The organism is Bradyrhizobium sp. B117, from assembly GCF_038969555.1.
Classification (GTDB): Bacteria; Pseudomonadota; Alphaproteobacteria; order Rhizobiales; family Xanthobacteraceae; genus Bradyrhizobium.
In genome coordinates this window covers 2,753,743-2,780,504 of sequence record NZ_CP152414.1, presented here as the reverse complement: position 1 = coordinate 2,780,504, position 26,762 = coordinate 2,753,743, and the positions used below count along the sequence as shown (strand labels likewise).

General features: G+C 61.2%; 28 protein-coding genes and 1 pseudogene. 16 read left to right on the top strand and 13 right to left on the bottom strand.

Annotation, left to right across the window (positions count from 1 at the left end):
* Positions 1-15 precede the first annotated feature (15 nt).
* The 10 genes from AAFG16_RS13630 (at position 16) to AAFG16_RS13585 (ending at position 11,375) form a co-directional block, all read left to right on the top strand.
* Positions 16-909 (top strand): TIM barrel protein, encoded by an 894-nt coding sequence (locus AAFG16_RS13630; protein WP_283084902.1) that lies wholly within the window; start codon positions 16-18, stop codon positions 907-909.
* Between the two features lie 9 nt (positions 910-918).
* Positions 919-1,896, top strand: a complete 978-nt coding sequence (locus AAFG16_RS13625) for a sugar-binding transcriptional regulator (protein WP_342739433.1) — start codon at positions 919-921, stop codon at positions 1,894-1,896.
* Entirely contained in the window at positions 1,893-3,494 is a 1,602-nt protein-coding gene (locus AAFG16_RS13620) for an FGGY-family carbohydrate kinase (RefSeq protein WP_342739432.1), read from the top strand. Before AAFG16_RS13625 ends, AAFG16_RS13620 begins: the two co-directional genes overlap by 4 nt.
* Before the next feature lie 5 nt (positions 3,495-3,499).
* Positions 3,500-4,588 carry a sn-glycerol-3-phosphate ABC transporter ATP-binding protein UgpC gene (ugpC, locus tag AAFG16_RS13615; RefSeq protein ID WP_342739431.1) on the top strand — a complete coding sequence of 363 codons (1,089 nt, stop codon included), beginning with the start codon at positions 3,500-3,502 and terminating at the stop codon, positions 4,586-4,588.
* 37 nt (positions 4,589-4,625) lie between these two features.
* Positions 4,626-6,095 (top strand): xylulokinase, encoded by a 1,470-nt coding sequence (gene xylB / locus AAFG16_RS13610; RefSeq protein WP_342739430.1) that lies wholly within the window; start codon positions 4,626-4,628, stop codon positions 6,093-6,095.
* Between the two features lie 30 nt (positions 6,096-6,125).
* Complete coding sequence (locus AAFG16_RS13605) at positions 6,126-6,623, top strand: amidase family protein (protein WP_342739429.1); 498 nt, start codon at positions 6,126-6,128, stop codon at positions 6,621-6,623.
* Between the two features lie 121 nt (positions 6,624-6,744).
* A complete protein-coding gene (locus AAFG16_RS13600) occupies positions 6,745-7,197 on the top strand; it encodes an RbsD/FucU family protein (RefSeq protein WP_283084895.1) in 453 nt (150 codons plus the stop codon).
* Positions 7,198-7,541: 344 nt separating this feature from the next.
* The gene (locus AAFG16_RS13595; protein ID WP_283084894.1) at positions 7,542-9,200 is read left to right on the top strand and encodes a sugar ABC transporter substrate-binding protein; all 1,659 of its coding nucleotides are present in this window, start codon (positions 7,542-7,544) and stop codon (positions 9,198-9,200) included.
* 93 nt (positions 9,201-9,293) lie between these two features.
* The gene (locus AAFG16_RS13590; protein WP_342739428.1) at positions 9,294-10,412 is read left to right on the top strand and encodes a sugar ABC transporter permease; all 1,119 of its coding nucleotides are present in this window, start codon (positions 9,294-9,296) and stop codon (positions 10,410-10,412) included.
* A gap of 102 nt (positions 10,413-10,514) precedes the next feature.
* On the top strand, positions 10,515-11,375 hold the full coding sequence (locus AAFG16_RS13585; protein ID WP_283086863.1) for a carbohydrate ABC transporter permease: 861 nt from the start codon (positions 10,515-10,517) through the stop codon (positions 11,373-11,375).
* Positions 11,376-11,921: 546 nt separating this feature from the next.
* On the opposite strand, the gene AAFG16_RS13580 is transcribed toward AAFG16_RS13585, so the two are convergent.
* The gene (locus AAFG16_RS13580) at positions 11,922-12,125 is read right to left on the bottom strand and encodes a hypothetical protein (protein ID WP_283086862.1); all 204 of its coding nucleotides are present in this window, start codon (positions 12,123-12,125) and stop codon (positions 11,922-11,924) included.
* Between the two features lie 40 nt (positions 12,126-12,165).
* Here AAFG16_RS13580 and AAFG16_RS13575 point away from each other — a divergent pair, with 40 nt between their 5' ends.
* A complete protein-coding gene (locus AAFG16_RS13575) occupies positions 12,166-12,519 on the top strand; it encodes a hypothetical protein (protein WP_342739427.1) in 354 nt (117 codons plus the stop codon).
* Positions 12,520-12,850: 331 nt separating this feature from the next.
* Here AAFG16_RS13575 and AAFG16_RS13570 read toward each other — a convergent pair whose 3' ends face one another.
* The 11 genes from AAFG16_RS13570 to AAFG16_RS13520 all read right to left on the bottom strand — a co-directional run bounded on the left by AAFG16_RS13570 (position 12,851) and on the right by AAFG16_RS13520 (position 21,650).
* Positions 12,851-13,000, bottom strand: coding sequence for a hypothetical protein (locus AAFG16_RS13570; protein WP_235546898.1), 150 nt, complete (start codon positions 12,998-13,000; stop codon positions 12,851-12,853).
* A gap of 1,018 nt (positions 13,001-14,018) precedes the next feature.
* The gene (locus AAFG16_RS13565) at positions 14,019-14,294 is read right to left on the bottom strand and encodes a hypothetical protein (protein WP_283084892.1); all 276 of its coding nucleotides are present in this window, start codon (positions 14,292-14,294) and stop codon (positions 14,019-14,021) included.
* Positions 14,295-14,413: 119 nt separating this feature from the next.
* Entirely contained in the window at positions 14,414-15,184 is a 771-nt protein-coding gene (locus AAFG16_RS13560; RefSeq protein WP_283084891.1) for an amino acid ABC transporter ATP-binding protein, read from the bottom strand.
* Between the two features lie 15 nt (positions 15,185-15,199).
* The gene (locus AAFG16_RS13555) at positions 15,200-15,976 is read right to left on the bottom strand and encodes an SDR family oxidoreductase (RefSeq protein ID WP_342739426.1); all 777 of its coding nucleotides are present in this window, start codon (positions 15,974-15,976) and stop codon (positions 15,200-15,202) included.
* On the bottom strand, positions 15,973-16,968 hold the full coding sequence (locus AAFG16_RS13550) for an NAD(P)-dependent oxidoreductase (RefSeq protein WP_342739425.1): 996 nt from the start codon (positions 16,966-16,968) through the stop codon (positions 15,973-15,975). Before AAFG16_RS13550 ends, AAFG16_RS13555 begins: the two co-directional genes overlap by 4 nt.
* A 2-nt stretch (positions 16,969-16,970) precedes the next feature.
* Positions 16,971-17,642 carry an amino acid ABC transporter permease gene (locus AAFG16_RS13545; RefSeq protein WP_342739424.1) on the bottom strand — a complete coding sequence of 224 codons (672 nt, stop codon included), beginning with the start codon at positions 17,640-17,642 and terminating at the stop codon, positions 16,971-16,973.
* Between the two features lie 9 nt (positions 17,643-17,651).
* The gene (locus tag AAFG16_RS13540; RefSeq protein WP_342739423.1) at positions 17,652-18,323 is read right to left on the bottom strand and encodes an amino acid ABC transporter permease; all 672 of its coding nucleotides are present in this window, start codon (positions 18,321-18,323) and stop codon (positions 17,652-17,654) included.
* A gap of 54 nt (positions 18,324-18,377) precedes the next feature.
* Positions 18,378-19,250, bottom strand: a complete 873-nt coding sequence (locus tag AAFG16_RS13535; RefSeq protein WP_342739422.1) for a transporter substrate-binding domain-containing protein — start codon at positions 19,248-19,250, stop codon at positions 18,378-18,380.
* Positions 19,251-19,270: 20 nt separating this feature from the next.
* Positions 19,271-20,197: an allantoinase PuuE gene (locus AAFG16_RS13530; protein WP_342739421.1), complete on the bottom strand. Its 927-nt coding sequence runs from the start codon at positions 20,195-20,197 to the stop codon at positions 19,271-19,273.
* 6 nt (positions 20,198-20,203) lie between these two features.
* Entirely contained in the window at positions 20,204-20,686 is a 483-nt protein-coding gene (locus AAFG16_RS13525) for an ureidoglycolate lyase (protein ID WP_342739420.1), read from the bottom strand.
* 229 nt (positions 20,687-20,915) lie between these two features.
* A complete protein-coding gene (locus AAFG16_RS13520) occupies positions 20,916-21,650 on the bottom strand; it encodes a GntR family transcriptional regulator (protein ID WP_283084883.1) in 735 nt (244 codons plus the stop codon).
* A gap of 730 nt (positions 21,651-22,380) precedes the next feature.
* Between AAFG16_RS13520 and AAFG16_RS13515 the strand changes: the two genes are divergently transcribed.
* The 5 genes from AAFG16_RS13515 (at position 22,381) to AAFG16_RS13495 (ending at position 26,018) form a co-directional block, all read left to right on the top strand.
* Positions 22,381-22,695 carry a co-chaperone GroES gene (locus tag AAFG16_RS13515; RefSeq protein WP_342739419.1) on the top strand — a complete coding sequence of 105 codons (315 nt, stop codon included), beginning with the start codon at positions 22,381-22,383 and terminating at the stop codon, positions 22,693-22,695.
* An 86-nt stretch (positions 22,696-22,781) separates the two neighbouring features.
* Complete coding sequence (gene groL, locus AAFG16_RS13510) at positions 22,782-24,434, top strand: chaperonin GroEL (protein ID WP_342739418.1); 1,653 nt, start codon at positions 22,782-22,784, stop codon at positions 24,432-24,434.
* Positions 24,435-24,578: 144 nt separating this feature from the next.
* The gene (locus tag AAFG16_RS13505; protein ID WP_342739417.1) at positions 24,579-25,253 is read left to right on the top strand and encodes a hypothetical protein; all 675 of its coding nucleotides are present in this window, start codon (positions 24,579-24,581) and stop codon (positions 25,251-25,253) included.
* A gap of 201 nt (positions 25,254-25,454) precedes the next feature.
* Entirely contained in the window at positions 25,455-25,628 is a 174-nt protein-coding gene (locus AAFG16_RS13500) for a hypothetical protein (protein WP_342739416.1), read from the top strand.
* A 9-nt stretch (positions 25,629-25,637) separates the two neighbouring features.
* Positions 25,638-26,018, top strand: a complete 381-nt coding sequence (locus AAFG16_RS13495) for a hypothetical protein (protein ID WP_283084878.1) — start codon at positions 25,638-25,640, stop codon at positions 26,016-26,018.
* 304 nt (positions 26,019-26,322) lie between these two features.
* Here AAFG16_RS13495 and AAFG16_RS13490 read toward each other — a convergent pair.
* A pseudogene (locus AAFG16_RS13490) lies at positions 26,323-26,454 on the bottom strand (branched-chain amino acid ABC transporter substrate-binding protein); the annotation flags it as partial.
* Positions 26,455-26,762 lie beyond the last annotated feature (308 nt).

Below are 26,762 nucleotides of genomic sequence, written 5' to 3'. Positions count from 1 at the left end.
GGGAGATCGGGTCCCATGACGTTCGGTGTCAATCTGTCATTCTGCGTCAAGCGCTGGGTCACGCCCGCGCTGTGGGCACCGGTGGTCCGCGAGGATCTCGGGCTCGATCTCATACAGCTCTCGTTCGATCTCGTCGATCCGACCTGGCCTGACGATCTGATCGAGCCGCTCGCCGACGACATCCGCAGGCATGCGGACGCTTTCGGCATCAATGTGCATAGCGCCTTCATTGGTCTTGCCCATTACACGTTCAATCAACTCCTGCATCCGGATCCGCGCGTCCGCGATGTCGCCGAGGCTTGGCTGCGACGCGCCTACCGCTTCGCGGGACGCGCCAGAATCCCGCGCGTTGGCGGGCCGCTCGGTGCGGTTGCCTCGCGTCGCGATGGACGCGAAGCGGAGAACCTGTCGCCTGCCGATTACGATGACCTGATCGCGCGCATGCATCGGCTGGCCGACGCCGCCAAGGGGGAAGGAATGGCCGAGCTCTATGTCGAACCGACGCCGATGCGTCGGGAATGGCCCTGGACCGTCGACCAGGCGCTCAAGATGGCCGAGGACCTCAGGACCACGACGGTTCCCTGGAAATTCTGTGTCGATTGGGGCCATGGTACCTTCGAGCCCCTCTACGGTCGCTATCGCGCCGGCATGGCCGACTGGTTCGCGGCGCTCGGCGCAGAGATCGGCGTGGTCCATGTGCAACAGACCGATTTCCAGCATGACCGTCACTGGGATTTCACCGAACCTGGTCGTGTCGATCCGATCGCGACGGCCGCGCTGCAACGCGCGCATGGACTTGCCGCAACACCTACTTTCCTTGAAGTATTCTATCCGTTTGAGCGCGACGACGCTTCCGTGCTTGACGCCATGAAGCGTTCCGTCGCGCTGCTCAAGCCGGCATTTGCGTGAGGTGCGGCAGTGGTTGATGGAGCCAACGATGACACCACCAAATTGCAGTCCGGCGCGTCGGATCTGAGCGAAGCGCAGATTCAGGCGCGCGCCTGCTGGTACTACTATGTTGGCGCGATGACCCAGCAGGAGATCGCAGACCGGCTCGGGCTGACACGACTGAGGGTCAACAAGATCTTGGGGCAGGCGCGGCAGGACGGGCTCGTCAGCGTTGAGATCAAGCTGCCGCTCGCCAACTGCATAGCCCTGGAGGAAAAATTGAAGGCGCGTTTCGCGCTGGACGACGTTTCGGTCGTGCCGACGTTGCCGGATCCCGATACGCTGCAGCAGATCATCGGGGAGGCAGCCGGTGCGATGCTCGATCCCCTGCTGGAGGATGGCATCGGTCTCGGCGTCGGCTGGGGTCGCACGCTGCGCGCCACGTCTCGCGCGCTGAAGCCGCGGCGATTCTCGCGTAGCTGGGTGACGGCGCTGATGGGCGGAATGACTCGCGGCGCCGGCACCAACACATTCGAGGTAGCGACCGAGTTCGCCCGCGTGATCGGTGCCGAATGCTATTACGTGGCAGCCCCGATCTATTTCCCCTCCGTCGAGAGCCGCTCGACCCTGCTGACGCATTACGGCCTCGCTGAGGTCATGCGCAGGGCGCGCGAAGGCCACATCGCACTCGTCTCCTGCGGCGACCTGACGCCCCGTTCGCTGCTGGCCTCGACGCATATCGTCAGCGAGGTCCTGGACGAGTTGCGCAAGGCGGGCGCGGTGGGGGATCTGCTCGGAACGTTCCTCGACGAATATGGCCGGCCGGTCGACCACCCGCTCAATTCACGCGTGATGGCGCTCGATCCGCGCGAGCTGAAGGCTTATCCCACCTCGATCCTGGCCTCGGGCGGGCTACCCAAAGCGCAGGTGATCCGCGGCATTCTCAACGCGCGCTACGTACGCCGTCTTGTCACCGACGAATCCGCGGCGGAGGCACTGCTGCAATGAGCCTTCTTCTTGCCATCGACGTCGGAACGCTTTCCGCCCGCGCAGGCCTGTTCGACACGTCGGGCAGGCTTGTCGCGGCGCGCAGTCATCCCTTCGAGCTCTTACGACCTGCGGAAAACCACGCCGTCTATCGCATGGACGATATCTGGGCTGCCGTGTGCCATGCAACGCGAGCCGCGATCGCAGAAGCGCCGGGTGCGGCTGCGGCGGTCGCTGGCGTCGCGATCGACGCGACCTCCTCCACTTATTTCAGGGCAGATGGGGCCCGACCGCTCGAGGGCGACGCGGACGTCGTCTGCTGGATGGACCACCGCGGCGAGCGCGAGGCCGAGGAAATCGGTGTATCCGGCGATCGCTACCTCGACTACGTCGGAGGCACCGTCTCGCCGGAAATGTATCTGCCCAAGATCCTATGGGTGAAGCGTCACACGCCACAGGCCTGGGCGCGCGTGACCGCGGTATCGGATCTTTCGGACGAGGTCGCCCACCGCGTCACGAGCGTCGATCGTCTTTCGGTCTGCGGGCTTGCTTGCAAATTTCCCTATCTGCCCGGCGACCCCGAACCATGGCGTCGCGAGCTGCTCGCAACGCTCGACCTGCCCGATCTGCCGCGGCTCGGAAAGCTTGCAGAGCCACCGGGACGTGTCGGCGAGCTGCATGGGACGGTTTCCAGCGCAGCCGCGAAATTGCTCGGCATCGCGCCTGGCGCACCGGTGGCGATCGGACTGATCGATGCGGAAGCCGGCGCGCTCGGTGTCGTCGGCAGAGGTTTTCGCGACAAGATGAACCGCACGCTGGCACTGATCGGCGGCACCTCGAGCAGCTACATGTGCTGGGCGAAGGACGAGCGACAGATCTCCGGGATCTGGGGACCCTTCAAGCACGCAGTCTTTCCGGATTACTGGATGCACGAAGCCGGAATGAGCATCTCGGGCGCAGCGCTGGACGCTGTCCTCAATCATCATCCTGCGAGTCCCGGGGGCGCCTCACCGGAGCTGCACGCCCAAACGGCGCGCGATATTCTCGGATTGCTCGACCTCGAGGGACCCGCTTTCGGCGCGCGGCGCCATATCGTGCCCGACTGGCTCGGCAATCGTGCACCATATGGCGATGGAACGGTGCGCGCGCTCATCAGCGGCATCGGACTTGAGACGAGCCGCCGTTCTTTCCTCGAGCACTATTACGCAACGGCCCGCGCGCTCGCTTTGCAGAGCCGGCACATCCGCGAGCACCTGAATACGCACGGCTATGCGATCGATCGCATCTGTCTCTCGGGAGGGCATACCAAGAACCCTCTGATGGTACGGCTTTATCGCGATGCGCTCGCCGCTGATCTGGTGATCTCGCATTCGCCTGAACCGGTGTTGCTCGGAACCGCCATGGTTGCTTCCGTCGCGGCAGGGCTTCATCCGGATCTGTTCGCCGCGCTTGACGCCATGGCGCCTGAGCAGACGATCCACAAGGCCGATCCAGGCTGGGTCACGGCCAACGAGTTTGCTTACGCGACCTACCTGAAGCTGTTCGCAGTCCGCAACGAAATGGAGGCGGAGAGCCGGCGGCTGGCCGGCCGCTCGTCTGCGCCCGCCGGAGTCATCTGAACGCCATGTCATTCCTTAAGCTCGACAACGTCGTAAAGCGCTTTGGCTCCTTGACTGTGGTCCACGGGGTCAGTCTCGAGGCCGAGAATGGCGAGTTCGTCGTCTTCGTCGGCCCGTCGGGCTGCGGAAAATCGACGCTGCTACGTATGATCGCGGGTCTCGAGGAAATTTCAGCGGGCGATGTCTCGATCGACGGCCGGATCGTCACGGGGCTCGCGCCGGCCGATCGCGAAGTCTCGATGGTGTTCCAGTCCTACGCGCTCTATCCGCACATGACGGTGTTCGACAACATCGCGTTCGGCCTGAAGATGGCGAAGATGCCCGCCGACAAGATCAAGGCGCGCGTGGACGAAGCCGCGTCCATCCTTCAAATAGGTCCCCTGCTGTCGCGCAAACCCCGCCAGCTCTCCGGCGGCCAACGGCAACGCGTTGCGATCGGCCGTGCCATTGTGCGCCATCCGAAGCTGTTCCTGTTCGACGAGCCACTGTCCAACCTCGACGCCGAATTGCGCTCGCAGATGCGGGTCGAAATCGCCAAGCTGCATCGCGAGCTCGGCGTAGCCATGGTCTACGTGACACACGACCAGGTCGAGGCGATGACGCTCGCCGACCGTATCGTCGTGTTGCGCGCGGGCCAGATCGAACAGGTCGGCTCGCCGAGCGAGCTCTACGACAGACCTGCGAACCGCTTCGTCGCCGGCTTCATCGGCTCGCCCAAGATGAATTTCATCGAAGCGAAGGTCGCAGCCGTGAGCGACCACGCGATCTCGGTCTCGCATCCCGCCTTCGCCGGAGGAACCCTGATCATCGGACGCGCGCCGAAATGCGCGCTCGCTGCAGGTACGCCTGTCACCGTCGGACTGCGGCCGGACAATCTCGTGATCGGCGGGCCGAATCCCATCCTGAATCTCACTGCCGATTTCTCGGAAAATCTCGGCGGCCATACCCAGGTCTATGCCACCGCACCCGATGCGCCGCAGATCACCATCCTCGCACAAGGACGGCCGTCGATCGGACGGGGCGCCGCGCTCCCGGTCGGCCTCGCTTCGGGCCAGATCTACTTGTTCGACGCGGCGAGCGGCATCGCAATCTGATCGGACAGGCATACACATACAAGCACAGGATGCTGACGTGACCAGCCATCTCGGTATCGACATCGGCACCTCCTCGGTCAAGGCGGTCCTGATCGACTCCCGGCAGAACTTCATCGCCGAGGGCTCTGCACCGCTCGACGTGAGCCGACCTCAGCCGCTGTGGTCCGAGCAGGATCCGGAGAGTTGGTGGAGCGCCGCACAGACCGCCGTCGGCACCGTGCGAACCGCTGCACCGCGCGAGTGGAGCGCGCTTACCTCCATCGGCCTGTCAGGCCAGCAGCATGGCGCGACACTGCTCGACGCGACCGGCAAGGCCCTGCGCCCCTGCATCTTGTGGAACGACGGTCGAGCCGGGCTCGAATGCAGTGAACTGCTGGAGTCGGTTGCGGACTTCACGACGCGTTCCCTGAACACCACGATGCCGGGCTTCACGGCCCCGAAGCTGCTTTGGGTAGCGAAGCACGAACCCGACATCTTTGCGAAAACGGCGAAGATCCTCCTGCCGAAGGATTACGTACGCTTTCGTCTCTCCGGCGAATATGCCTCCGAAATGTCGGACAGCGCCGGCACTCTCTGGCTCAACGTCGCCCAGCGCCGTTGGGATGCGACGCTGCTTGCCGCCTGCGGCCTGAAAGAAGCACAGATGCCATACCTCGTCGAGGGCTCGGCGGTCTCCGCCTGTCTCTCGCCTCAGGTCGCGGCCGACTGGGGACTTGCCGGTTGCAATGTTCTGATCGCGGGAGGCGGCGGCGACAACGCCTGCTCAGCCGTCGGCGTCGGCGCGGCTCGTGCCGGCGACGGCTTCCTGTCGCTCGGGACGTCGGGTGTCATCTTCGCAGTTACCGACCGTCCGGCCGCATTGCCGGAGCGGACGTTGCATGCCTTTTGCCACGCACTGCCTGATCGCTGGCACGGAATGGTCGTTGCGCTCTCCGCGGCATCAGCGTTGTCATGGATCGCCGCGATCACCGGCGCCGGTGGCGATACCAAGGGACTTCTTGCGCGCGTCGAGCGCTTCGCCTCCGATTCAAGACGACGAGCGCACGCACCGGTGTTTCTGCCCTATCTAACCGGGGAACGGACCCCGCACAACGATCCTCATGCGACTGCGGCGTTCGGCGGATTAACGGTCGATCACGGTCCCGAGGCAATGGTCTATGCCGTCATCGAAGGCGTCGCCTTTGCCCTGCGCGATTGCCTGGATGTGCTCGTCGAAGCCGGCGCCGCACCGACCTCCTGCATGATGGTCGGCGGTGGATCGCGCAGTCTCTACTGGGCCCAGCTCCTTGCAGATGCCACGGGCCTCACGCTCGACCTACCGCAAGGCGCCGAACTCGGCGCAGCCTTCGGTGCCGCGCGGCTGGGAATGATCGCGGCCGGCGTGCCCGAGCAAGAGGCCTGCGTCAAACCGACGATCCGCACGACGTTTTCGCCCGACCGCACCAACGATGCCCTGCTCCGCGAACGCGCAGCACGCGTGCGGGAGCTATATCGTCGAAAATCCTAGCCTCACTTCGATCTGTAGATTCCCGGTCAATTGGAAGAAGCGCTGGCCGAGGCTGATGCCCTTGTGCGGCGAACGGAGGAAGGTGAAGCCCTGCCGCTCCTTGGCGTGCCATTCGGCATCGAGGACAATATCGACGTCGAGAACATGCCAACGACAGCGATCATCGCGCTGAACCCGATCGATGTCTTGATCCTCAGCAATCACGGTCTCGTGGTTGGCGCAGCAGACTGCGACGAGGCGGAAGCTCAGGTCCATGAGGTTGAAGAGCGCCTCTCGCTAGCCCCTCGCCGCCCCTCGGCGGTGGATGATCAAGCACTTCGCAGCATATGCTCAGGCACGGACTATCGCCTGCCGGCCAATCCTCTCTGCCACAGCATCGCCACCGGCCGCATCAGCTGTGCGATTGCGGACAAGCGGCTCGCTGTACCCGGACCACGTCGTTTTTTTAGGACCGGGTCTACCAATATTGGCGGAAGGCCAGGACCTGACTGCCATGACAATGCATGCCAGCGCACCGGCGGCAATTGACCGCCGATCGCTGACGACGCTCCGAGCTGGGCATTTGCCAACGTCGGTATAGACGACGGTGCCGCGACGTCGGATAGTCCAAATCAATCGAAGAAGTCGTGATCGCGCTAAAGGAGGATACATGCTGAAATCGATCGACCCTCTTCTCAATGCAGACGTACTCTATGCCCTGCGGTCAATGGGGCACGGCGACGATCTCGTCCTCTGCGACACCAATTTCCCCGCCGACTCCGTCGCCCGCCAGACCGTCCTGGGCCGCCTGTTGCGCATCGACAATGCCAGCGCCGGACGCGCCGCGCGCGCGATCCTGTCGGTGCTGCCCCTCGACAGTTTTGTCGACAAGCCGGCGTCTCGCATGGAGATCGTCGGCCAGCCCGGCGAAATACCTGAAGTGCAGCGCGAAGTGCAGGCCGCGATCGATGCAGCGGAAGGACGCTCGTTTCCTATGGGGTCGGTCGAGCGATTTGCCTTTTATGAACTCGCCAAGAAATCCTATTGTGTGATCCAGACCGGCGAAAGGCGCTTCTACGGCTGCTTCATCTTCAAGAAGGGCGTCATTCCGCCCGACGCCTGATCGAGTTCTGGCGGTGCACATGCGTCCGGCATAATATGACGCCGGTGCCGTCCGGAACCAACCCATTCGCGCTCGCCGCGAACGCCTTCGACGCTGCACGTCGTCTCGGCTGATCATCCATCTTGCGGCGCGGCATCATCGACGGCTGTCATCGTCGTTCACGTCGACATCGTACAGAGCTTCAGACTCGCTTGCTTTCGTTGACTTTCGAGTGAGCCGTTGCATACTTGACGCGGCCTCTATGCCCCCATCACGACGACACCGAACTCCGCGGGCGCAACTGCCTCGATGTGCTCCGGCGATTCAGACTTCGCGTCAAGAAAGTCAAAAGGGAGGGTACCGCGGTGAAACAGCAGGATCATGATCGGCATTCCGTAATTCAGCCGAACCGGCGTACTGTGCTGAAAGGTGCGGCTAGCGCCGCAGCGTTGGGCACGAGTGGCGCGCTCGGCACGTTCTCGGAGCTTGCGCTTGCGCAAGCCAATCTGCGCGCGCAGATCACCCAAATCCCGGGCATCGGCAAGGGCGCGCCGACGGACGCCGACTGGCAGAAAGTCGGCGAGCTCTGCCTCGGCCCGACCAAGGCGAGCATCAAGGAAGGCGAGTTCAAGGGCGTCGAACTCTCCTTCATGGGGCTCAACAATCAGAACCTGCACAATCTCCTCTTCCGCGGCTTCCTCAAGCCATGGGAGGCATATACGGGTGCAAAAATCTCCTGGATCGATCTCGCGCAGGCGGACTACAACCCGCGCTTGCAGCAGGCGATCGCGACCAGCACTGTCGACTTCGACATCCTGGAGATGGGCGCGCCCTTCGAAGGCGACGTCTGCGGCAAGGGACTGGCGTCGGAGATGCCCGACTGGGTCAAGAAGCAGATCGATGTCGACGACTACGTTGATTACCTGAAGCCGCCGGTCGGAACCTGGAACGGCAAGACTTATCGCGTCACGATCGATGGCGACTGCCACAACTTCAACTACCGGACCGACGTCTTCTCCGACGCAGCCCTCGCCAAGGCCTGGAAAGACGCGGGCAACTCGACCGAATGGGGAGTGCCAAAGACCTGGCAGCAGGTGCAGGCGGTGACGAAGTTCCTCAAGGGCAAGAAGATCAAGAACCAGAACGCGTTCGGTTATCTCGACGCGCCAAAGCCTTGGGGCGGGTTCGGCTTCTATTTCCTCGGCAGCCGCGCCTCGGCCTATGCCAAGCATCCCGACGACAAGGCCTGGCTGTTCGACATCGACACGATGAAGCCGCGCATCAACAATCCGGCCTGGGTCCGCGCGATCCAGGACGTCATCGACGCACTGCCGTTCGAGCCTGCTGACCAGCTCAACGCCGATCCGAACACGACCGGCTTCCAACAATTCCTGGCTGGCATCGGCTCGATGATCCCCTGGTGGGGCGACATCGGCCAGGTGGCGAAGGCGAGCGACACCTCTGTGGTCGGAGACGTTGTCGGCTTCGACATCCTGCCGGGCTCGGACGATGTCTACAACTCCAAGACCGGGCAATGGGACAAGCTCGCAAGCGGCCCGAACCATGCGCCAAATTGCGCCTATCTCGGCTGGGGCGTTTACGTCATGGCGCGAGTCAATGGAGACGAGAAGAAGCACAAGGCGGCGTGGAGCGCTGCCGCACACCTTGGCGGCAAGGACCTGTCGCTCTGGATGGTGATGTATCCTTCGGGCTTCCAGGCCCACCGCACCAGCCATTTCCAGTACGACGAATGGGTGGCGGCGGGCTACGACCGCAAATACATCACCTCCTACTTGAACTCGCAGCTCGCCTCCTACAATCATCCGAACCGCGCCGTGGAGCCGCGCATTCCCGGCATTTTTCAGTACTACAGCATCGCGGAAGACGAGCTCACCAAAATCTTCGCCGGCAAAGTTGACGCGCAGACGGGCGCCAACAACATCGCGGCCGCTTGGGAAAAACTGACCGACCAGATCGGCCGCGAGCGGCAGATCGGGCTCTACAAGGCCTCTCTCGGCGTGTAGCGAGCACCTGCACGAAGCCATCGGCTGGCGCCTCCGGCGCCAGCCGAAAACTTGCCCGGCGACAATAACCGACTCAGAATGCGGCTCATCTCGATGCAGAATTCCGTACCCGTTAGCGACGACCTGCACCACCGGCCAGCGACGAAGCGCGTATCCGGCAGCAGGGAGGTCGCCGGCCGCGCGCTTATACTGCTGGCGTCGCTCGGCTTCCTGCTTGTTCTCTTCATTCAGGTCTTGCACACGACCGGCACGATGACTGCCGGATTTTCCGATTGGCGGCCGATCCTCATCGCCTATCTCGTCTGGGCCGTTGCATTTGGCGTCGGACAAGTTCTGACTCGTGGCGAGCGTGGCCAGCGCGCGCTGTTCCTGCTGCCGGCGGTGTTCTTCACCGTCGCCGTCGTGATCTTCCCGACGATCTTCGGGATCTATATCGCCTCGCTCGACTGGAATCTGAGCTCGATCGAAGGCCCGCGCTTCAGCGGCTTCGACAACGTCAGGGGCATGCTGAACGACACCTATTACTGGAATGCGCTCGGTAACATGGTCTTTTACACGGTCGCGGTGCTCGGCGAATACGCAATCGCGTTCGGGCTGGCGCTGCTTCTTAGCGCTGAGATCCGCGCGCGAAAATTCTTCCGCGTGGTCTTCCTGCTGCCGATGATGCTCAGCCCTGTCGCGGTCAGCTGGATGATCGGCAAGTCGCTTTTGGAGTATCGCTTCGGACCTATGGCGACGCTGGCGCGCTATCTCGGATGGGACAATCCAGCGTTCTTCGCCTCGCCGTGGATGGCGCGCTTCAGCATCCAGGCGATGGATGCATGGGTGTCGATCCCCTTCATCATGATTATCCTTCTCGCAGGCCTCCAGGCCATGCCGAAGGAGGTACAGGAGGCGGCCAAGGTCGACGGTGCGAACGGCTGGCAGTCGTTCTGGCACGTCACCTTTCCGATCATGCTGCCGGTTAGCATCACCGTCCTCATCATCCGCATCATTTTCAAGCTCAAGCTCGCCGATATCGTGATCAACGTCACCGCGGGAGGCCCGGGCGGAGCAACCGACACGGTGTCGAGCTTCATTTACCGCGTCTACCGCGACCGATCGAATGTCGGATACGGCACGGCGCTCGCTATGGTTTACCTGCTGATGATCATCGTGATCCTGACCGTCCTGATGCGCCTGTCGAAGCGCTGGACGCAGAAAGTCGTCTAGGGCGCGGAAAGTCACTTCCAAACGGAGCTGCTCAACTTGGCGCGATCGACCCAGGCATCGAAGCTCATCCGGAGGTATCCGGCGCCCCCCCGCGCCAAGCGGATGTTAGGCCGCATGCTGATCTACGCTGCACTCGTGTTCTGGACGTTCATCTGCCTGTTCCCGATCTACTGGACCGTTACGACGTCGTTCAAATCGGCAGTCGATGTGACGCAAGCCCACCTGGTTCCCTGGGTCGATTTTCAGCCGGACTGGAAGGGGTGGCGCTCGCTCGGCCTGTCGCCAGATACACTGTTCGGGACCTCGACGGCCCGCTCCGAATTCGTCAATCGCTTCGTCAACAGCATCATCACGTCCGTCGGTGCATCCTTGCTGGCACTGATCCTCGGGTCTCTGGCGGCCTACGGCTTGAGCCGCTTCCGCTACAAGTTCGCCTGGATGCGCAACGATGACATCCTGTTCTTCTTCATGTCCCAGTTGATCCTGCCGCCGGTCGTGCTTGCGTTGCCGTTCCTCGTCCTCTACAAGGCATTGGCCCTACTCGACACGCGACTTGGCCTCGTCTTGCTCTACACGCTGACCGTGCTGCCACTCGTCATCTGGATCATGCGCGATCAATTCAATGCGATTCCGATCGAGCTCGACGAAGCTGCCTTCGTGGACGGTCTGTCGATCTGGGGCGCTTTCCTACGGATCATTCTGCCGCTCGCGGCTCCCGGAATGATGGCCGCATTCGTTCTCTCGCTGGTGCTATGCTGGAACGAATATTTCTTCGCGGCGCTGTTGACGAGCACCGACGCGAAAACACTCCCCGTTATGGTGGCGAGTCAGACTGGCTCGCAAGGCATCAATTGGTGGTCGATGGCGGCTCTGTCGACGGCGGCGATCGCACCACTCGTCTTGGTCGGCATTTTCCTTGAGCGCTACATCGTCAGCGGCTTGACTACCGGGGCCGGAAAGTAGCCGGGGCCTCGAGGCGGTGATCCGCCAGATGCGTGATTCCGCTTGCGATCCAGTCGACATCGTTTTCGCTAACGGACGATATTGGCGGGCGCGGCGAGCCCATTCGGCGGCCGGTGGTCATGAGAAGTTTTGGACCCCCTCAATCAGCATTCTTCACCCTTACGCTGAATAGCAGCCCTCCACCGTCAATTCGACCGCGTCCCGCCCGACAACGCTACGGTACAACATGACTAAGCTGGTCGTCGCACTCCAGCTGGAGTCGATGCGAAAGTCGAAGGGTATTGACGAATTTCGCGACACCAGCCGCGTTCCATTTTTTTCGAACACAACTGAGAACACGCGCGGAGGAACCATTACTTCTTGTCGCCGTTTTGCAACCTGGCAAGCCTAGGCGATATAGAGGGCTTTAATACCCGCGTGCTTGAAAGCGAACGGGGTCCAACGTGCATCTGACCATCCGACGCCTATCGAGCGCAACACGGACGCCGGAAGTGGTCGTCGTGATATGCTATAAAGGCATACGCGCGCCGACCCAGAAAGATTGTGTCAGTGGAGCGAGCCGCGGGGCTGATGGTTCTCTGACTGATCATCCAATTGAGCGCTCATCCGCTCCAATCGTTGCTCTAGCTGCTCATTGACAAGCATCAATGCCCTAAGCGCGCCGCGCACGTCACCATCACAAGCGGCGACGACCTCGTCAATCGCGAGTTCGTATGCATCAAGAAGAGAACTGGTGTGTGAGCGTGGCATGCGAACAACATACAAGCATAAAATCTTGCTGGAGAAATAATTGCGCAGCATCATCCCCGCTATTCACAGCGGAGCGGGCTTGCGTCAAATCGTTTCTGGATTTGAATTTCGACGGCAATTTTTACCGCGCTGCACATCAATCGGCCGTGCAGCATCCGAGACATTGAGTTGGTGGTCGGGGGTAAAGATGTTTGAAATCTATTTCAATCGTAAACGTGATTTTCTCGTCTTAAGCAAAGGCTCTCCGATCCCGGCACTTGATCCATCGATCAAATGGCGGAAGAGCAAAAAAAGAGTTTCTAGGGTCAGCGACGAGATTAGATTGGCCGTTGAGAGACAAGGCTACTACGTTCGGCGCTTGCGGGATGCCAAGGTACGGACGAACTCAGTTTGAACACAAACGGCACCCTCAATACTTTCTCACCGCGCTGTCGAGGCTTGCGATGTCTGGATGCGCGCGCCTTGGGACGAGGCGAAGGCGCTACACGCGAGCCAGTCTCGTTGAGGTTGGCAGGCCCACCCGGCTGTCCGATTGTTGCCTCAGCCCTCCATAAATCCCCAAAGTACGATCAAGTAATAGACCACAACCGCGACGACAACGTTGATCGCAACTATCAGCAAAACATCGATAGGTAAGATCGGTTTCCGTCTAGCCATCGCTGCGATCCTAGCCGGGCTGAGATACCCTGACTGCTCACAAATGATGGCCGATGCACGTTACTCGGCTACTGTTGCGTTAGCGCCGCAGGTAGTTCCATCCTATGAATAAAAGTCTGATCGCGGCGATCATCTGCAGTGGCTTTCCAAGCGGCTACGCCAAAGTAGGCAGTAAGCGCCAGAGCAACCGCGACCAAAACAGAATTGAACTGGGTCATCGATCGGCCTCTCTCCCCAATACAGAGAAGCACTTTCGATTTGGGTGCGCACGACTGAAAGCTGCAAATCTATAAGTTTGCGCGCGCAATCCACAGAGAAGAGGTTACCGAGCGTCTGCTTGTTTCCGGAAGTCTTCTTTCCTCGCCGTAGTGCCAACAGCGGAAGGGGCCGGTCCAATCGAAGGCTCGTCAGCACGCAAGGAGGGGCGCCGACACTTCCAAGCCAGGCCCGTCCTAACGGCACACGATCTGGCGAACAAGTCGCACCACTTTTGCGGGGTCACCAGAATCGTTCGCCAATTTCGGCGAGCGACGACGCAGTGGAAAGGAAACGCCGCAAAGCGTCGCCTTTCTCCACACGACGCGGCAGATGAAGATTCCGGAATGGCCTTCGAACGACAGCACAAACTCATTCGCAAATATGTAGTACGGCGTGGAGACACGGGGCCCCCAGGCCGTTTATGTCGCGCACCACGCAAGGATGCGACCCACGAATTCCATCAAATGACAGCCGCGCGGCCCGGTTGAACGACCGCAGCGACTGCGATCGCGCTCCATGAGTCAGCTTCCCGGTCCCGCCGACGTCCGGAAAACGGCAACATCTGCAACGTTGATTTGCTCGGCTCATATTAACAAGAGTCCTGTTGTCCTATTAAAGTTGGATCGAAGTTGATGGTTAACTCGTACGCTTGACGCCGACCCGGCAGCTGGATGTCTGTGCTTTCGAGGCAGCCGGCCGGCTTCCCCGCAGCGCATGGATGCCGCCTTTGGCGCGCGAATGCACGACCAGCAATCTTGCTCAGTTGGTTCGTCTGACGACCGCCAACCGTTCTCGACCAATGGACTGGATAAAGGATCTGCTGGCGGTTCCTATCAAAACTATGAAAACGAAGTCTCGTCGAACAAAATCAAGTGAAGCCGCCGCAGTCCGAGCCGTAAACCGGCCGCGACACGCAGCAATCGTAACGTGCGCTATCGAGTTGAGCCCGGGATTTTCCGAGCGCGCAAAGAGGTAAGTTCAGCCGCGTAGCCGGACGCGCAACCGTTTGATGGTGGACGATACGACCCGATCGTAGGTCTCGAGCGCCGCCTCCGTCGCCAACTTGACGATTTCGCGGTAGGCGGCCTCGTTCACTTGAGTGAAACTGTCGCGGATTGCGCCAGCCAACTCTTCTTCGGTGACCGATAAACGATTTAGCTCTGCTTGTCCCGTAAGATGGCTATACAGATTGAGACGGTACACTTCGGTCGAAAGTTGCCAGGCCCAATCTTCGAGATTTAGTTCTTCAATCATTACCGCTATGCAGGACGGAAGGATGGATTTAAGAACCAACGCATGGTTAGCCTACTACTCCGCTCTGGCAGCGAACCCAACCATTTTCCGCGTCGGTCCCTTCGACTGTGGACTCAACCCTAGTGCATGATTTGCTTCAGGAACGCACGGGTGCGCTCGTGCCTAGGGTCCGAAAAAAACTGATGAGGCAGGCCCTCTTCAATAATCGCGCCAGCGTCCATGAACACCACCCTATCCGCAACGCTTCGCGCAAAGCCCATCTCGTGGGTAACACACACCATCGTCATCCCTTCGCGCGCGAGTGAGACCATCACGTCGAGCACCTCCTGGACCATCTCTGGATCCAGAGCCGACGTTGGCTCGTCGAACAGCATGACCTTCGGCTTCATGCAGAGCGCCCGCGCAATCGCAACGCGTTGCTGCTGCCCGCCCGAGAGCTGGCTTGGGTACTTGTCCGCTTGCTCGGCGATCCGGACCCGCGCCAGATACTGCCGTGCCGTCGCTTCGGCTTCCGGCTTTGGCACCTTGCGGATCTTGACTGGCGCGATCATCAAATTCTGCAGCACGGTGAGATGCGGAAACAGGTTGAACTGCTGGAACACCATTCCGACATCGCGGCGCACCACGTCCACATTTTTCGTGGTGTGATCTAGCTCAACGCCGTTGACGATGATTTTGCCATCGCGGTGCTCTTCGAGCCGATTGATGCAACGAATCATGGTCGATTTTCCGGACCCAGACGGACCGCAGACCACGACGCGCTCGCCGCGCGCGACACGGAAGTTGATACCCTTCAGCACCTGACTACTACCGTACCACTTGCTCACACCAGTCATCTCGATGATTGGCGCGGCTATGGCGGCAACTGTCAAATCAGGCTTGCTCATCATCGAGATCTCCAGGGCTCACGCGGCCATCCAGCCGCCATCGACGAGAAGGTTCTCACCGGTGATGAAGGTTGCATCCTCGGAGGCCAGAAAAAGCGCGGCCGCAGCGACGTCGTCGGGCACGCCCAGCCGCGGCATCGGCGTGCGGCTGCGTGAATAGTCCATCCAGCGCGTTTCTGCGGCGCGCCCCGGCTTGCCCGTCACGATCTTGCCGGGTGCCACCGCATTGCAGATGACGTGCTCCCGCGCATAATCGGCGGCGATTTGCCGGGTGATGTAGACTACGCCGGCCTTCGAAGTGCCATAAGCGATATCCTCTGGACAGGCGATCATGCCGTGCTGGGACGAGATATTGACGATACGTCCGCGTGCGCCGTTGCGCACCTCCTGCCTCAGCATCGTCGCAACCGCTGCCTTGCTCATCAGAAAGACGCCAGTGAGATTGACAGCAAATGCCCGGCTCCACTCCGCAAGGCTGATCTCGAGTAACGGCTTGCCGATGCCGATGGCCGCATTGTTAATGAGACCGTCGAGCCGGCCAAACTTCTCCACGGCGAACGCAATCGCCTGCTCCGCATCGGTTTCGCAGGACACATCAGTTCGAATGAACTCTACCTCGTAGCCGTCCGCCCGCAGCCGATCGATGGTCGGCACGCCCCCCTCGCGAACATCGGTGGTGACATCGGCGAGAACCAGCCGCGCGCCTTCGGCTGCAAACCGGCATGCGATGGCGCGCCCGATTCCAGACGAGGCGCCGGTGATCACGATGGACTTGCCGAATAACCGGCCCGTCATGACGCGCCTCCCGATGCAGGGCCGTCGAGACCCATCCAGGACAGATAATCCGCTGCCGCCGTGTCCACGGGATAGGCAGGGTTGAACCCGGTGTCGCGCAGGAGACGCGCAACGCTCAGCGGCGCGCGGTCAACGGGAAGGTTGTAGCGGATGCCTGCAGTCTCGCCCGGCTCGGCGCAGCGCCAACGGAAATCCGGAAAGCGGCTTGAGAGCGCGCGGCACCAGTCCTGCAGGTCTGACATGCAGCCGCCACCGACGTGATAGACCGCATGGCCGAGGGCCATACCCATGGCGACTGCAGCGATACCGGCGGCGGCATCACGCGAGTAGATCCAGTCGGCGCGCATCGCACGCGGTAGCACCGCCTCGTGACCAGACTGTAGTGCCTGCAGGACCTGGTGGTGCGGGCTGAGCGCATCTCGCACTGGGGTTGGCAATTCCCAAGGACCATAGACCGGACCGAGTCGGACGATTCGTGTGTCGCAGCCGTGGAGATGCGCGATCCTGATCGCCGCCTGTTCCGCCGCAAGCTTGCTGATACCGTAGAGTGCGGAGGGCGCCGGATGGCTGATCGCCTCCTCAAAACAGCCGGACACGGTCGGAGCAGAAAAACCGTAGACGGCAACAGAACTCACCACAACGATACGCCGGATTCCGCCACGCGCGATCGCGCGCTCCATCAGGTTGACGGTACCGCCGACATTGACATCGACAACCCGGCGAGCATCCGTGCGTTCACGCTGCTCATTCGGCGTCACGGCGGCCGCGTGAATCACGCAGTCGATGGGCGCGGTCGCGAGCGCAGCGTCGAGATCGGCCTCGTCAGTAACATCGCCGCTGACATAGACCGCGCCCGCAAGCTCGCGGCGCGCCATCAGCTCCGTCGGAGCCGCCGGTAAGTCGAACAGTACGACGCGCTGGCCTGCCGCGAGCAAATGCTCTGCCAGCGCAAGTCCGATGAATCCGGCACCACCCGTGATCAGCGTGGCCATGACTACCGTGCCGCCAGGGCCTGCCGCTCCAGACGCGCGACCCAACGCGCAATCGGATACAGCAAGACGAAGAAGATCACCGCAGCCGCCATCAGCGGCGTCGGATTATAGGTCTGCTCCTGAGCGACACGCGCCGAGCGCAGCAACTCGGGCAAAGCGACCAGCGCACCGATCGAGGTGGTCTTGACCAGCTCCAGTGAATTGCTGGCCAGCGGGGCCAGCACATTGCGTACGGCCTGCGGCAGGACGATGTAGAGCACGACATGCAAAGGCCTGAAGCCCAGCGCGCGCGCCGCCTCGTACTGGCCGCGAGGCACGGACTCGATGCCCGCGCGAAAAATCTCGCCATAGTAGCCGGAGTTGTTGAGCACGATCGCAAGAACGGCGGCAGCAAAACCGCCCAGGGTCAACCCGAGGAACGGCAGGCCGTAGAACACCAGAATCAGCAGCACGACCACCGGAAACGCCCGGAAGACATCAATATAGACCAGCAGGGCAACGTTCAGCCAGCGATGATGGAAACTATAGGCCACGGCGATGGAGAGGCCCAGCAGGAGGCCGAGCGGCAGAGCCACCAACGCCAGGGTGACGGTGTAAAGCACGCCCTGCAGCAGCAGCGGATAGACCCGCATCAGCGCGTCGATGTCGGCAAAATTGTCCAGCAGCGCCTGCATGGTCTTCCCTCATCGTCCCTGCGCTGATCGCCACTCGATCCAGCGGCTGGCGACCACGAGCGGCAGAAAAAACAGCACGTAGAAGGCCGCGGCGAGCGTCAGTGGCGAGGGATTTGCGACCATCGCAGTCACGCTCTGCGCCTGCCCCAGCGTCTCCGGCAACGACACGGCGGTGCCCAGCGCAGTGCCCTTGCTGATCGAGATCGCCCGGTTGGTCAGAAGCGGCACCGACAGCCGGAAGGCCTGAGGCAGGATGATCTGCAGCAACGTGCGCACCCGCCCAAACCCGAGTGCGCTCGCGGCATCCCACTGTCCGCGGGGCACCGCCATGATGGCCGACCAGAATATCTCACTGCTGAACGCCGACAGCACCATCGCCAGCGACAGCACCGTGGTCACGAACGGCGAGAGGGTGAGCCCCACATAAGGCAGGCCGAAATAGATAAACACGATGATGACGAGTTGCGGCAGCGTCCGCAGTACGTCCACGTAAACAACGATCAACGCATTCAACGGCCGCAGGTTGGCACAACGCAGCAACGCCAGCAGCAGCCCCGTCGCGATGCCGAACAGAATAATCAGCAGCGCGACGGCAACCGTCACGCGAAAGCCCGCCAGTACGTTCGGAAACGCGAGCGCGATGACCTTCGGATTGAAATAGTACTCGAGAATACGGTCCATCGGCTGTCACCGTGTGGCCGCCGGACCGCTCTTGCGATCCAGCTGTGGTGCCCTCTATTTCTTGCAGGCCGGAATGTGGGCAGCGGGTTCGAAGCCCTTGAAGCCGGGAGGCCCGTAGCCGAAATACACTGTCTCGATCGCCGAGCCGGCATCCGGAGCGGCCCCGTACCACTTCTCGTGCAGCTTGCGCAGCCGCCCGTCGAGTTTCATGCATTCGATCACGTTCTCGACCTTGTTACGATACTCGGCGTCCTCCAGCCGGAACGCATAAGCGAAGTTGCGCCCATTGAAGTCCTTGTAGCCAACCTTGATCGTCTTGTTCTGACTGGCGGCATACACGGTAGTGGGGATTTCGTTCAGCGCAGTGAATGCGCGCCGAGTCAGCACGGCCTGCACGCTGTCCGGAAAGGTGTCATAGCGCTGCACCTCGAATCCGTACTTCTCTGCATTCGCGGTTGCCCAGGTGTCCGAGATGGTGCCGCGGTTCACTGCCACCGCCTTGCCCTTGAGATCGTCAAAGCTCTTCATCTCGTCGGCGGTGCGAACCAGAAACCCGTTTCCGGTGGTGAATAGCGGCTCCGTATAGAGCATCCGCTCGGAGCGTTCGGCTGTCAGATTCAGCGGGTTGACCAGGAATTCGACCCTCTTGGCAAACAATGCCGCAAAGAGTCCAGAGAAGTTGATATCCACGATCTCGACCTTCGGACGGCCGAGTTCCTTGCCGATCTCGTTGATCAGATCCACGCCGAAGCCTTCAGGACCGTTCGTGCCTCGCACCATCCATGGTGCGACACCGAAATCGGACGCGACAACCAGCGGCTTGTCGGAGGGGTGATCTGCCTCCTGGGCATGAGCCTCGATCCAGCCCGCGACCTGGACCCCGGCCATGATCAGCGCGATTGCAAGAAACTTCGATCGGAGTGTCATCGGTCGGGTCCTTCCATGGATCAAGTCTTTCGGGGTTGTGCGGGATGGGTGGTAATCCAATGCCGGGCAATGTCGGCGCGTCGGCACACCCACACCGCGTCACGCGTGGCGACGTGGTCAAGAAAGCGCGCGAGGCCCGCGGCCCGGCCCGGATGGCCGACGATCCGGGTGTGGAGGCCGACCGACATCATCTTCGGCGCGGTCGCGCCTTCAGCATAGAGCATGTCAAAGGCATCCTTCAGATAGACGAAGAAATCGTCGGCGGTCGCCATCGCGCCACGGATGAACTTGGCGTCGTTGTTGACTAGACCATAGGGGACGACCAGGTGCGGCTTGCCGACGACCGTGGTCCAGTACGGCAACTCGTCATTGTAGGCGTCGGAATCGTAGAGGAAGCCCCCCTCCTCGGCCACCAGCCGGCGGGTGTTCACTCCCGCGCCGTAGCGGCAATACCAACCGAGTGGTCGCTCGCCGATCGTCCGGGCCAGACTTGCCACTGTCCTGCGGATCCGCTCGCGCTCCTCATCCTCGCCAAGATGTTGATGCCGCTCCCAGCGCCAGCCATGGGCGCACACATCGTATCCATGCTCGCGGATGGCCGCTGCCGCTTCCGGATTGCGCTCCAGCGCAAGGGCGCACCCCATGACGGTGGCCGTCATGCCGCGCTCGGAGAGCAACCGGATCAGCCGCCAGAAACCGACGCGGCTACCATACTCGAACATCGATTCCGCAGCGAGATCGCGCCCGTCAAAGCCTCCCCCGCCGCCCTCCGTCAGCGCCGTCTCAGTGACGCCGTCGCCATCGGCAAACGAAGCCTCCGATCCTTCTTCGTAATTGACGCAGATGTTGAGCGCGACGCGAGCGGCGCCGGGCCATCTCGGATCCGGCGGATTGCGTCCATAGCCGACGAAATCGCGATCCTGGTCGTTTTGCGCGGTCATGACCATTACCTTCTACGAACCTGCCGGCGGCATAACGATGGTGACGGCGGCATCGAGACCGAAGAAGACATCATCGTTCTGCTGGCCGGTCACACCCATCGCCACCGCGAATTCCATAGGGGCGTCAAGCACGGTCATCGGATGATGCCACACATTGCGTGCGTAGGTGACGATCTGGTCGGGGCCAGCGATGAATCCGCGCAGCGTCGCCAGGTCGGGACCGCCGTCCGGCGTCGATGCGCAGACGATGGCCAGATAGCGCGTGGAACCTAGCGGCACGAAAGTCTGCGCCGAATAAGGATGCCGCTCCAGCGTGGTCAGCCGCAGCGGGAGCTGTCCGACCGCGGCCGCGCCGCTGATCCACAGCGAGAATGTTTGCGCCTCGTCGGCACGGTTCAGCATCGTCGGAAGGTAACGCCGTCGCTCACCGGTCGGGCGCGAAACCACGTCGCCGAAAGGACGAAAGGCCTCGGCGGACAGCGGCTCGAGCGACACTGTGTACGAAGGAGAGTGATTCATTGAAGCTCTGGGACAGCCAACGATGCAGACGACACTCACCGGCTAGTAATACCAGTGGTATACCATTGGAGCTTAGAGGTACCGCCGTGTCAAGGGCGCGAGCCGTGACCTCTTCGCAGGGCAGCAATCGTGAGTAAGGGCCGGGACGGAATGCGGCGGACCCCGAACAGCCCAGCGCAGGTCGGCGAACTCACAGCGGCGGCATTCAGCTGTGGCTGTCGGGCAAGAAAATCCCGAACGTTTCCAACATCCCCTGGCGGACGTTGGTCAGATGCTGGATCATCGCGTGGCGCGCCACTACTGCGTCTCGCTTGATGATGGCATCGACGATCGCGAGGTGTTCGCGACACGCGGGCAACAACCGCTCGGGACGGCGCTCCACATTGCACATCCTGATCTTGCGGCGGGTCTCTCCGATCAGCGTGGCGAGAGAGCGGTTGCCGCAGTGGCTCGCAATCTGGTCGTGAATCTCGTCATCCAGCGTCCAGTGCTTGGCTTTGGTGACCTCGGCGGTGGACAGGATCTTCTCCAGGCTAGCCTTGATCGGTTGCAGCACATCAAGGCCGATACGCGTTGCAGCAAGCGAGGCCGCCTCGCTTTCCAGAATGAGGCGCAGATGAATCAACTCGAGGAGCTCGGCGATACCGATGTTGCGAACGATCACCGAGCCATTCGAAAGCTGCTCCAGCCTGCCCTCGCCGAGCAGACGGCTGATTCCGGCACGTAGCGGAGTGCGCGACACCTTGAGGCGAAGCGCAAGCCGTCGCTCCTCGATGACCTCGCCCGGCGTAAGTTGCCGTGTTTCAATCAAGTCCAGAAGCTTCCGATAGGTCGTTTCGGTGACGTTACCATCCGACCGCAGACGCTTCGGTGCCTCCGCCGCAGCCGCGCGCAGAACGTTTGTTGCGGATTTTGGCTTGCGCGCGGTCGACTTCGTCACGTTCATTCCTCGGGAGACAGTCTGGCAGATCGGTAGTCATGCAACTGCGGCTTGTCGAGGTGCTTCGCGTTCGCGGCTTATCCCGCACCGTGATGGGACATCCGACGCTCGCCGCTGCACCGCGACGGGATGCTTCCGCCGGAATTGCTGCGCAAGAACCGTGCATATTGCTGAAATGATTGGCTTGCAAGAGTTAGGCAAGACGGACGGTCTTGACTCTGCCTTTGCGATGAACCTGGTGTATCCGCATGGGATACCGCTGGCATGTACGATCAGCCACAGGCAGCGTGTTAGCTGAGTAAATTGGCACTGGGACCGTCCGCTCGCCAATTTGCAGAGCATCAGTCTCGGATAACCTTTGCTCGATCAGCCGTCCCCGGCAGTGCCGCACATGTTTTCAAATGCTTTTTTTGCTGGAGGGATAGAGACCGGAAACAAACTCTCTCCTCCGGCCCTCGACACAGGCAAGTCGGTAGGGAGAGGAACGCGAAATTCGCTTCACGAGTCGACCAGACTCTTCGCTCTCAACCACGGCTGGCATTCAGCGGATCTTCAGGCTTTAACAATGGCTTACCGCACGTGCTAACGGCCCCTATGTCCTTAGTGCAATCCTTCGTGGTTTTGTCTTGTATGCCGGCCAAGCCAGCTTACTTTCGGAGTGGTTAGCACTCGCTGGCTTCGATTGCTATTTCATCGAAAATAACGCAACTCGAAAAAATAGGAGGAGACCATGAAATTCCGTCCCCTTCACGACCGCGTCGTGGTCAAGCGCATCGACGCAGAAGAGAAGACCGCTGCCGGCATCATCATTCCCGACACTGCCAAGGAAAAGCCCTCCCAGGGCGAAGTCGTCGCCGTTGGCCCGGGTGGCCGCGACGAAGCCGGCAAGCTGATCCCGATCGACTTGAAGGTCGGTGATCGCGCGCTGTTCGGCAAGTGGTCAGGCACCGAGGTCAAGATCGACGGCCAGGAACTGCTGATCATGAAGGAGAGCGACATCATGGGCGTTCTCACCGAGGTGGCTTCCAAGAAGAAGGCCGCCTAGTCCACCGCTCGCGCCGCTCACCCCTGAGGAGCGCTTGCCGGCGCCTCAAAGGGTGAGACGCAAGTAAAAACTCAGGGAAACCCAATATGTCAGCCAAAGAAGTCAAATTCGGCGTCGATGCCCGCGACCGCATGCTCCGCGGTGTCGACATCCTCCACAATGCGGTGAAAGTGACGCTCGGCCCGAAGGGCCGCAACGTCGTGCTCGACAAGTCGTTCGGCGCTCCCCGCATCACCAAGGACGGCGTCACCGTCGCCAAGGAGATCGAGCTCGACGACAAGTTCGAGAACATGGGCGCCCAGATGGTGCGCGAAGTCGCCTCCAAGTCCGCTGACGCGGCTGGCGATGGCACTACCACTGCCACCGTGCTCGCCCAGGCGATCGTGAAGGAAGGCGCCAAGTCCGTTGCCGCCGGCATGAACCCGATGGACCTCAAGCGCGGTATCGACCTCGCGGTCGAAGCCGTCGTTGCGGACCTCCAGAAGAACTCCAAGAAGGTCACCTCCAACGAGGAGATCGCCCAGGTCGGCACCATCTCGGCCAACGGCGACCAGGAGATCGGCAAGTTCCTCTCCGACGCCATGAAGAAGGTCGGCAACGAGGGTGTCATCACCGTCGAGGAAGCCAAGTCGCTCGAGACCGAACTCGACGTCGTCGAGGGCATGCAGTTCGACCGCGGCTACATCTCGCCCTACTTCGTCACCAACGCCGACAAGATGCGCGTTGAGATGGACGACGCCTACATCCTCATCAACGAGAAGAAGCTCTCCTCGCTGAACGAGCTGCTGCCGCTGCTCGAGGCCGTGGTGCAGACCGGCAAGCCGCTGGTCATCGTCGCCGAGGACGTCGAGGGTGAAGCGCTCGCGACCCTGGTCGTCAACCGCCTCCGTGGCGGCCTGAAGGTCGCGGCCGTCAAGGCTCCGGGCTTCGGCGATCGCCGCAAGGCCATGCTGCAGGACATCGCGATCCTGACCGGCGGCCAGGCGATCTCGGAAGATCTCGGCATCAAGCTCGAGAACGTCACGCTCAACATGCTCGGTCGCGCCAAGAAGGTGATGATCGACAAGGAGAACACCACGATCGTCAGCGGCGCCGGCAAGAAGGCCGACATCGAGGCGCGCGTGGCGCAAATCAAGGCGCAAATCGAGGAGACCACCTCGGACTACGATCGTGAGAAGCTCCAGGAGCGTCTCGCCAAGCTCGCGGGCGGCGTCGCGGTGATCCGCGTCGGCGGCGCGACCGAGGTCGAGGTGAAGGAGCGCAAGGACCGCGTTGATGACGCGATGCATGCGACCCGCGCGGCTGTCGAGGAAGGCATCCTGCCGGGCGGCGGCGTTGCGCTGCTCCGTGCTTCCGAGCACCTCAAGGGCATTCGCACCAAAAATGATGACCAGAAGACCGGCGTCGAGATCGTGCGCAAGGCGCTGTCTTACCCGGCCCGCCAGATCGCGATCAACGCCGGCGAGGATGGCTCGGTCATCGTCGGCAAGATCCTCGAAAAGGATCAGTACGCCTACGGCTTCGATTCGCAGACCGGCGAATACGGCAATCTGGTCTCCAAGGGCATCATCGATCCGACCAAGGTGGTTCGTGTGGCGATCCAGAACGCGGCGTCCGTCGCAGCGCTCCTGATCACCACCGAGGCCATGGTGGCCGAAGTGCCAAAGAAGAACACCGGCGCGGGTGGCATGCCTCCCGGAGGCGGCGGCATGGGTGGCATGGGTGGTATGGACTTCTAAGTCCGACATTCAGAACTCAACAGAAGGCTCGGCAGCGATGTCGGGCCTTTGCTGATTTCCCGGCAGTCAGCCGGGGTCCAACGCTGGCGCACCGGGAACTATTTCCCGTGAGTTCTGCTCCGTTGCGATTCGTGCGGTGCCGGCATGTCGACCAATGGGAAAGACAAATCGGGCCGTGTTCGCATCCGCTGTTCCGCGGCGACGGAGAGCGGCATGTCCCCCGATGCAAAAACCTTCTATTTGGATACGGTTGAGAGCGCGGTTCTCAGTGGTTTGCGAGCCGAACTGCGTGCACCAAAAGTTATTGCGGAGTACGTGCGTGCTTATCTCGCAGAGCGAAAGCGCCTCGCAATCACATCGAATGCGAAAAGGCAGCGCCTCGAACAAGAGCTTGGACAGTTGAATCGGGAAATCGAACGACTGGTGGATGCGATCGCCAAAGGGCACGGCGATCCATCCATTCTCGGTCTGCGATTGACCGCCCTCGGTGCCGAGCGCGAGCGAATATCTGACGAGTTGCGGCGTGAACCGCCAGCCTCGAAGGAGGTCGCGCTGCATCCAACCATTCTCAAGCGATACGAGGAACAGCTAGGTCGGCTCGAGGAGGCGCTAACGAAGGGTATCCTCCGTGCGGGCGACGGAGAGGCGGCGGAAGCCATCAGAGACCTGATCGACACGGTCACCGTCTTCCGCGATCCAGGACGCTTGGGTGGCGTAACGGTGGAGATAGCAGGCCGGTTGAACGCCCTGTTGGGCGAAAAAGCCTTCCCAAACCAGGTCAAAGGGGCTCATGGCGCGAGCTGTTTGGGAAAGCGTTGACCGCCGGCCCTGTCAGCCGACGCTTTCAAATTCCGACGCGCGGGATGGAGAAGACAGATCTTGCAGCGCCGAGACGACACCGCGACGCGTCGATAATTTGAAATAAAAAGTGAAGAGAAAAGCGGGGATATTCCTCAAAGCTGACTTGATCTGTTCCTTCGCTGACTCCGTCAGGCGCCAGTAATTGATGAGTAAGCAGCAATGACTGATCAGCAATTAGCCTTGGAAGCGATTAACGACGCGCAACTCATACTGGAAGAATACCTTCAGCCCTGTCCCAAGGATAATGCGCGTATCCTTGAAAAGCTGGTGGAAGTTCTCGAACGGCCTGCATTGATCGTTGCAGTCGGTCGATTGCAGCAACGCAGCAATTGAGCGCAGCCCATGAGCAAACCCCTTCAATCGTTTGCTCTAACAGTTGGCATTGCCGCGCTCTCATCGCTCGAAATGACTAGTGTGCACGCTAAGCAACAATGCAGCGCCACCATGCCGCCAAATCCGCAAGGACAATGGTGGTCCTATCGTCTCATCGACGGACGAAAATGCTGGTACGCAGGCAAGCCGATGCTATCGAAAGCATTGCTGGAATGGCCCACAGAGCGGCTTCCCGAATTCGGGTCTCGCGGAGAAGCTCCAGGCATTGTCAATGCTGACAAGCCCGGCAATCCCTTAGATGCCCAAGCGTTGGCACTGAAAGAGGGCTTTGACACTTTTGAAGGGCGATGGCGTGCTAGGATCTCCATCTCCAACACTGGGCACGACTGACCGATACGAGCGACGAACAGATGTTCCGGAGGGCGCGAAACGATTACAGCGGTGATATGCCGCCGCGACAGGGCAAACGTTCACAAAGGCATCTCGTGGGGCTTCAACCAGCGAGAAGCAAAGCCGGACAAGAAAGGCCGGCGACGGCGGTGAGGGAAAACCGCCCCCGAGCCGGTCGCTTGCGCAACCCTCCTCCATGATCTCTCGGCATAGCGCCGGCGTACGAGGCGAAGGAGCGCCTCGAGTCGGCGCGATGCCACCAGCTTTCTCCAAACGGCCGCAATTCAACATAGTACTTGACACTGGTGAACTTGCTCGCGCCTGTAACGATTGCGATCGTCGGCACGCGCTTGGCAGCAAGATATTTTGCGACGGCAGTGTTGCCTGCGGTACCGAGCTGGCTGAACATGAACGCGACTTCGTCGCCTTCGACGAGCGCAGCTGCCTTCCCGCGTGATGGTCGCCGGGTCTGGTTATATGGATAGCTGGTTATATGGATAGACCGGACCGACGGACCCCACAGTCGTTTTTGTTCCGAAGCCGACTGCGTCGCTCGCTCACTACGTGAGCAATTGCCGATAGCCCGAGAGGCGCTAGACCAAATCATTTTGGACTTCGCCAACCGGCCGACATCACGGGTTAAACGGTAAGGCTGGCGGCTGTCGCCTCATTATTGTGGATTTAAATCCGCTGCTCGATCCATTGAGCTACGGGCGCGACGGTCCGTTGCCGATGAAAAGTCGC

Excerpts from the sequence above, each read along its gene's own strand:
- AAFG16_RS13630 (WP_283084902.1), top strand. The coding sequence starts at position 16 with ATGACGTTCGGTGTCAATCTGTCATTCTGCGTCAAGCGCTGGGTCACG.
- AAFG16_RS13620 (WP_342739432.1), top strand. The coding sequence starts at position 1,893 with ATGAGCCTTCTTCTTGCCATCGACGTCGGAACGCTTTCCGCCCGCGCA.
- ugpC (WP_342739431.1), top strand. The coding sequence starts at position 3,500 with ATGTCATTCCTTAAGCTCGACAACGTCGTAAAGCGCTTTGGCTCCTTG.
- AAFG16_RS13600 (WP_283084895.1), top strand. The coding sequence starts at position 6,745 with ATGCTGAAATCGATCGACCCTCTTCTCAATGCAGACGTACTCTATGCC.
- AAFG16_RS13590 (WP_342739428.1), top strand. The coding sequence starts at position 9,294 with ATGCAGAATTCCGTACCCGTTAGCGACGACCTGCACCACCGGCCAGCG.
- AAFG16_RS13585 (WP_283086863.1), top strand. The coding sequence starts at position 10,515 with ATGTTAGGCCGCATGCTGATCTACGCTGCACTCGTGTTCTGGACGTTC.
- AAFG16_RS13580 (WP_283086862.1), bottom strand. The coding sequence starts at position 12,125 with ATGCCACGCTCACACACCAGTTCTCTTCTTGATGCATACGAACTCGCG.
- AAFG16_RS13570 (WP_235546898.1), bottom strand. The coding sequence starts at position 13,000 with ATGACCCAGTTCAATTCTGTTTTGGTCGCGGTTGCTCTGGCGCTTACT.
- AAFG16_RS13565 (WP_283084892.1), bottom strand. The coding sequence starts at position 14,294 with ATGATTGAAGAACTAAATCTCGAAGATTGGGCCTGGCAACTTTCGACC.
- AAFG16_RS13560 (WP_283084891.1), bottom strand. The coding sequence starts at position 15,184 with ATGATGAGCAAGCCTGATTTGACAGTTGCCGCCATAGCCGCGCCAATC.
- AAFG16_RS13555 (WP_342739426.1), bottom strand. The coding sequence starts at position 15,976 with ATGACGGGCCGGTTATTCGGCAAGTCCATCGTGATCACCGGCGCCTCG.
- AAFG16_RS13550 (WP_342739425.1), bottom strand. The coding sequence starts at position 16,968 with ATGGCCACGCTGATCACGGGTGGTGCCGGATTCATCGGACTTGCGCTG.
- AAFG16_RS13545 (WP_342739424.1), bottom strand. The coding sequence starts at position 17,642 with ATGCAGGCGCTGCTGGACAATTTTGCCGACATCGACGCGCTGATGCGG.
- AAFG16_RS13540 (WP_342739423.1), bottom strand. The coding sequence starts at position 18,323 with ATGGACCGTATTCTCGAGTACTATTTCAATCCGAAGGTCATCGCGCTC.
- AAFG16_RS13535 (WP_342739422.1), bottom strand. The coding sequence starts at position 19,250 with ATGACACTCCGATCGAAGTTTCTTGCAATCGCGCTGATCATGGCCGGG.
- AAFG16_RS13530 (WP_342739421.1), bottom strand. The coding sequence starts at position 20,197 with ATGGTCATGACCGCGCAAAACGACCAGGATCGCGATTTCGTCGGCTAT.
- AAFG16_RS13515 (WP_342739419.1), top strand. The coding sequence starts at position 22,381 with ATGAAATTCCGTCCCCTTCACGACCGCGTCGTGGTCAAGCGCATCGAC.
- groL (WP_342739418.1), top strand. The coding sequence starts at position 22,782 with ATGTCAGCCAAAGAAGTCAAATTCGGCGTCGATGCCCGCGACCGCATG.
- AAFG16_RS13505 (WP_342739417.1), top strand. The coding sequence starts at position 24,579 with ATGTCGACCAATGGGAAAGACAAATCGGGCCGTGTTCGCATCCGCTGT.
- AAFG16_RS13500 (WP_342739416.1), top strand. The coding sequence starts at position 25,455 with ATGACTGATCAGCAATTAGCCTTGGAAGCGATTAACGACGCGCAACTC.
- AAFG16_RS13495 (WP_283084878.1), top strand. The coding sequence starts at position 25,638 with ATGAGCAAACCCCTTCAATCGTTTGCTCTAACAGTTGGCATTGCCGCG.